Annotated in this window: 4 protein-coding genes; all 4 read right to left on the reverse strand. The window is 64.7% G+C overall.

Annotated features, from left to right (window positions below; genetic code table 11):
* Positions 1–133 precede the first annotated feature (133 nt).
* On the reverse strand, positions 134–1546 hold the full coding sequence (gene glnA, locus ABS88_RS19175) for a type I glutamate--ammonia ligase (protein WP_076076629.1): 1413 nt from the start codon (positions 1544–1546) through the stop codon (positions 134–136).
* Positions 1547–1626: 80 nt separating this feature from the next.
* A complete protein-coding gene (locus tag ABS88_RS19180; RefSeq protein ID WP_067112731.1) occupies positions 1627–1965 on the reverse strand; it encodes a P-II family nitrogen regulator in 339 nt (112 codons plus the stop codon).
* Between the two features lie 471 nt (positions 1966–2436).
* Positions 2437–4614 carry a PQQ-dependent dehydrogenase, methanol/ethanol family gene (locus tag ABS88_RS19185; protein WP_076076626.1) on the reverse strand — a complete coding sequence of 726 codons (2178 nt, stop codon included), beginning with the start codon at positions 4612–4614 and terminating at the stop codon, positions 2437–2439.
* Positions 4615–4887: 273 nt separating this feature from the next.
* The gene (gene map / locus ABS88_RS19190; protein WP_067112706.1) at positions 4888–5727 is read right to left on the reverse strand and encodes a type I methionyl aminopeptidase; all 840 of its coding nucleotides are present in this window, start codon (positions 5725–5727) and stop codon (positions 4888–4890) included.
* Positions 5728–6341 lie beyond the last annotated feature (614 nt).

The following is a 6341-nucleotide window of genomic DNA, read 5'->3' on the forward strand; positions in this document are numbered from 1 at the left end:
ATTCCGTCGGGGGATATAGCAGCGCCATCTTGCCGAATGGTAAGCGCCGGCGCGATGACCCATTCTTCCGAAAGACGGGAGGCGCCCGGCCGCTGTCAGCCGGACGACCCTGTCGTCCTGCCGGTCGGACCGGTCAGGCGCTGTAGTACATCTCGAACTCGACCGGGCTCGGCGTCTGTTCGACGGCGTGAACCTCGTCCCACTTGAGTTCGATATAAGCCTCGATCTGGTCCTTCGAGAAGACGTCACCCTTCAGCAGGAAGTCGTGGTCGGCAGCCAGGCTGTCGAGCGCTTCGCGCAGCGAGGCGCACACGGTCGGCACTTCCTTCAGTTCCTCGGGCGGCAGGTCATAGAGATTCTTGTCCATCGCGTCGCCGGGATGGATCTTGTTCTGGATGCCGTCGAGCCCCGCCATCAGCAGCGCCGCATAGCAGAGATAGGGGTTCGCCATCGCGTCGGGAAAGCGGAACTCGACGCGCTTCGCCTTGGCGCCCGCGCCATAGGGGATGCGGCACGAGGCCGACCGGTTGCGCGACGAATAGGCGAGCAGTACCGGCGCTTCGAAACCCGGGACGAGCCGCTTGTAGCTGTTCGTCGTGGGATTGGTGAAGGCGTTCAGCGCCTTGGCATGCTTGATGACGCCGCCGATGAAATAGAGGCACATATCCGACAGCCCGGCATAGCCGTTGCCCGCGAACAGCGGCTTGCCCTTTTCCCAGATCGAGAAATGCGTGTGCATGCCGCTGCCGTTGTCGTCCTTGATCGGCTTGGGCATGAAGGTCGCGGTCTTGCCATAGGCATGCGCGACCTGGTGCACGACATATTTGTAGATCTGCATGCGGTCGGCGGTCTGCGTCAGCGTGCCGAAGGTCAGGCCCAGTTCGTGCTGCGCCGCCGCGACCTCGTGATGATGCTTGTCGCACGGCAGGCCGAGTTCGAGCATCGTCGACACCATCTCGCCGCGGATGTCGACCGCGCTGTCGACCGGGGCGACGGGGAAATAACCGCCCTTGGCGCGCGGCCGGTGGGCCAGGTTGCCGCCCTCGTAGCTGCGGCCCGAATTGGTCGGCAGTTCGATGTCGTCGATCTCGAAGCCCGACTTGTTGTAGCCGGTTTCGAAGCGGACGTCGTCGAACATGAAGAATTCGGCCTCGGGCCCGACATAGACGGTATCGCCGATGCCGGTCGATCCGACATAGGCCTCGGCGCGCTTCGCGGTCGTGCGCGGATCGCGGGCATAGCCTTCGCCGGTCGCGGGCTCGACGATGTCGCAGACGATGATCAGCATCGGCGTCGCCGAAAAGGGATCGTCATAGACGGCGTCGAGGTCGGGCTTCAGGATCATGTCGCTTTCGTTGATCGCCTTCCACCCCCCGATCGACGAACCGTCGAACATCAGTCCATCCTCCAGCGCATCCTCGTCGATCGCGCCGGCGCACATGGTCAGGTGGTGCCATTTGCCCTTGGGGTCGGTGAAGCGCAGGTCGACCCACTCGATGTCGTTTTCCTCGATCCGCGCGATGATGTCCTTCGGCTTGGTGGCCATGGTCTTGCACTTCCTTCTTGCGATAGATCCCGATGCGGGGGGATGTTGAACGGCTGATGGCGGGCCCTGGAGTTCCGGTCCTAGAGCGCGTCCTCGTTGCGCTCTCCGGTGCGGATGCGCAGCGCGGTTTCGATGGTCGAGACGAAGATCTTGCCGTCGCCGATGCGGCCGGTTTGCGCGGCGGCGGCGATCGCCTCGACCACGCGCTCGGCCAGCCCATCCTCGACGACGACCTCCAGCTTCACCTTGGGCAGGAAGTCGACGACATATTCGGCGCCGCGATAAAGCTCGGTATGGCCTTTCTGGCGCCCGAAGCCCTTCGCTTCGGTGACGGTGATGCCGCTGACGCCGACTTCGTGCAGCGCCTCCTTCACCTCGTCGAGCTTGAACGGTTTGATGATCGCTTCAATCTTCTTCACGCTGTCCATTCCCCTTGGGCTGTCCACCGCCGGTCGCAGTCCGGGCCGGATCAGGCATGCCTGGTCCGGTCCTCCCGGTCGAGTCGGTGCGGTGTGCCGCCATCTTGCACCAATCAAGACCCGTGCCAATTGGCGAATGGCGGGGTTCCGACGGGAATTTCGGCGTGGGGTCGCGGCGTTGCCCAAGACGCGGGCAGCACCGCCATCCTGCTGCCTAATATATGGGCATGGCGGCGAGGGCGGTTCCTATTTTGATTCACGCAAAGGCGCAAAGGCGCGAAGAAGGCCGCGCACGAGGCCGGCCGTCCATTTGTCGCCGCAGGCGATCTTGAAGGCGCTTCGCGCGACCGGAAAGCGGCGCAAGTACAATGACACGACCTCTTCGCGCCTTTGCGCCTTCGCGTGAAAATTTCCTATCCCGCCCCCCTCCGCAACCAGCATCGGTTTTGGAAAGGGGGTGATGTCTGCGCCCTACCGCCCCATGGGCGCCGACGCCTCGGGCAGATGCGCCTTGGTCCAGTTCGATCGTTCGATGACATAGGCGCGGATCGCCTCGGCATCGGCTGGCGTGAGGACGCGCGCGAAGCTGACCATGCCGCGATCCTTGAGCGCGCCGTCGAGGATCACGCTTTTCCACGCATCGGCATTGGCGAGCGTGCCCGAGACGCGCAGGTCGGGGGTGAAGCCGTTGCCGATCGCGCTGTCGCCGTGACAGACTTGGCAATAGCGTCCGAAGTGCGCCTTGCCTGCCGCAACCTGCTGCGGCGTGCCGACCGGCGCGGGCGGGTTCCATTCGAGCGCGGTCGTCGCGGGCGGTGCGGGAAGCTGGACGGTGCCGCCGATCTTGAGCACGACGAGGCGCGGGATGTTGGGCACCTTGCGCGTCACGCCGCCCGCGATCCCCGCGACGAGCGGGAAGGCGCCGCCCTTGCTGGTCTGGAAGGCGACATATTGCACGCCGTTCACGCGGAAGGTCGAGGGCGCGCTGACGATCCCCGACTGCATGTCGAGGTCGAGAAGCTGCTTGCCGCTGTCGGCGGCATAGGCGCGGAAGCGGCCGGTGCTGGTGCCCTGGAAGACGAGGTTGCCCGCCGTCGTCATCGTCCCGCCGTTCCATGCGGCGGGATAATCGACCCCCCAGGCGACCTTGCCCGTGCGCGGATCGAAGGCGACGAGGCGGCCGGTGGTCGCGGCGACCGCGGCGCGGAACGCCGCCGCGTCGTCGGGCAGCATCCCGGCCTGGAGCGAGGTGCCGACGTTGAAGCCGAGCACCTTACGCTTGTCGAGTTCGTCCATGTCCTCGAGGTAGCCCTGCGGAATCTGCTGCGCGGGGATATAGACGAGGCCGGTCGCGGGATTGTAGCTCATCGGGTGCCAGTTGTGCGCGCCGAGTGCGCCCGGAATGGCGATGAACGGCTTGCCGGTCCGATAGAAGCGGGCATCGGGATTTTCGATCGGCCGCCCGGTCGCGAGGTCGTAGCCGGTCGCCCAGTTGATCCCGTCGACGAAAGGTTTTGCGTCGATCAGCTTGCCCGTCGCGCGGTCGATGGTGAAGAAAAAGCCGTTCTTTGGCGCGTGATACAGCACCCTGGTCGGGGTGCCGTTCACCGGCTGCTCGGCCAGGATGATCGGCTGCGTCGCCGTATAATCCCAGCTTTCGGCCGGGGTTTCCTGATAATGCCATTTATAGGCGCCGGTGTCCGCGTCGAGCGCGACGACCGAGGAGAGGAACCAGTTGTCGCCCTCGCCGTTCGAGCGCAGCCCGTGGTTCCATGGATTGCCGTTGCCGACGCCCAGATAGATCTGGTCGAGATCCTTGTCATAGACGATCGCGTCCCACACGGTGCCGCCGCCGCCCGATACCTTCCACTCGCCCTTGTCGGACCAGGTGGCGTTGCCCTTCGACGCGAAGATGTCGTCCGATGCCGCGCCGTCCTTCCTTTTCTCGGGGTTGGGCGCGGTGTAGAAGCGCCAGCGTTCCTTGCCGGTGTCGGCGTCATAGGCGGTGACATAGCCGCGCACGCCGAATTCGGCGCCGCCGTTGCCGATCAGCACCATGTCCTTCACCACGCGCGGCGCGCCGGTGATCGTATAGGGCTTCGCGGTGTCGAAGGTCTGCGTCGACCACAGTTCCTGCCCGGTCTTGCGGTCGAGCGCGATCAGCCGGCCGTCGATCGTGCCGACGAACAGCTTGTCGCCCCAGACCGCGACGCCGCGGTTGACAACGTCGCAGCAGGCGTTGACCGCGCGTTCGCCGGGCACCTTGGGGTCGAAGCTCCACAGCTTCTTGCCGGTCGCGGCATCCCATGCGTCGACCTTCGACCAGGCGTGGCTGACATACATCACCCCGTCGACGACGACCGGGGTCGCTTCCTGCCCGCGCGCATCGTCGAGGTCGGCGAACCAGGCGATGCCCAATTGCCCGACATTCCGGTCGTCGATGTCCTTGAGCGGGCTGAAGCGCTGCTCGTCATAGCTGTAGCCGATGCCGGCCCAGTCGTCGCCGTTGCCGCCGGTCTTCAGCAGGGTCTCGCTGGCCTTCTCCGCCTCGTCGAGCGATCCGGTCCCGCCCGATTTCGATGCGTTGCATCCCGCCAGCACCAGCGCCGCGCCGCCCAGCAGCGCGGTCACGAAGACCCGTTTCGCCATATTCGCTCTCCCTCGACGTCCATGGTTGACGTTTGCGTCAACTCTGCGCCGGGCGCGCCCGATTGGCAAGGGGGATTTAGGGTCTTCTACCTAGAGCGGCGTGCCATGAATCTGCAACGCCCCTTATTCGTTCGTGTCGAGCGAAGTCGAGACACTCACCGGCCTTGCGCCACGCTGATGGGTGTCTCGACTGCGCTCGACACGAACGGGACGATGGGTCAGATTTAACGCTCGATGCTCTAGACGCCACGCGTTCGCGGCAGGGCGGCGTGTTCACGCCCAGGGCGGCGCATTCAGGCCTTTAGGGCTGGCGGTAAAGATTTCGCAGCCGGTTTCGGTGATCCCGATACTGTGTTCGAACTGCGCCGACAGGCTGCGGTCGCGGGTCGTCGCGGTCCAGCCGTCGGGCAGCATCTTCACCGCATATTTGCCGGTGTTGATCATCGGCTCGATGGTGAAGAACATGCCGGGCTTCAGTTCGGGACCGGTGCCGGGGCGGCCGGCGTGGACGACCTCGGGCGCGTCGTGGAACATCTGGCCGACGCCGTGGCCGCAGAAGTCGCGCACGACCGAATAGCGGTGGCGCTCGGCATGCTGCTGGATCGCGTGGGCGATGTCGCCGATCCTGTTGCCGGGCTTCGCCTGCTCGATCCCCAGCATCAGGCATTCATAGGTCACGTCGACCAGCCGCCGCGCCTTGATGCCGACCTCGCCGACCAGATACATGCGGCTCGTGTCGCCGTGCCAGCCGTCGACCATCGGCGTGACGTCGACATTGACGATGTCGCCCTCGCGCAGCGGCCTGGCGTCGGGAATGCCGTGGCAGACGACGTGATTGATGCTGGTGCAGCAGCTGTGCGTGTAGCCGCGATAGCCGAGCGTCGCGGGAATGCCGCCGCCCGCCAGCGTCATCTCGCGGACGAGGTCGTCGATCTGCGCCGTCGTCACGCCGGGCCGGACGAAGGGAACGAGCGCGTCGAGGATCTCGGCCGCGAGCCGCCCCGCCCGGCGCATGCCGGCAAAACCCGCCTCGTCGTGCAGCTTGATCGTCCCGTCGCGCACGGGAGCAGGAGTGCCGGCCTCGGCGGCGGTGACGGAAACATAATCGTACATGGGGGGGATATAGGGGATCGGGGCTAAAAAAGCTAGGTTTGCAAGCGTTGACGGTGCTTTCTCTTCTTCGGTATGTGTCGGTCTAGCCAGCGATGAACGCCAGCGATCCTGATTTCCAATGATAGCCAATGGGACAGCTGGTCTGGCAGCATATGTGTTTCGGATACGACACGTTTGATAATCGGTGCTCACCGCTTCCGGGCTTGAGCCCTCAATTTTCTATGGGCACCGAGGCCTCCCGACTTTCCAGCCTTTCCGGCTACGTCAACGCCGATCTTTTTCTGCATGTTACGCGATGTGGCCTTGTACATCCGCGAGCCGCCTCCCATGCTTGCGGCCCTCCCCTTTAGGGGTGAGGTTGGGGTGGGGGCTATCCGCCTTGCGCGAGGCTGCAAGGCCCCACCCCGCTGCGACTAAGGTCCGGCTAACGCCGAACCTAGAGCAGCGTGCCTAAAATCTGCATCACCCTTTCTGCCGTTCGTGCTGAGCCTGTCGAAGCACCGTCCTTCTTCTTGCGGCGCCGAAAGAAAGAACGGCCCCCTTCGACTGCCTTGCAGGCGCTCAGGACAGGCTTCGACAAGCTCAGGGCAAACGGTTCAGATTTAATGCTCGAT

The sequence above is a fragment of the Sphingopyxis sp. SCN 67-31 genome (assembly GCF_001725095.1).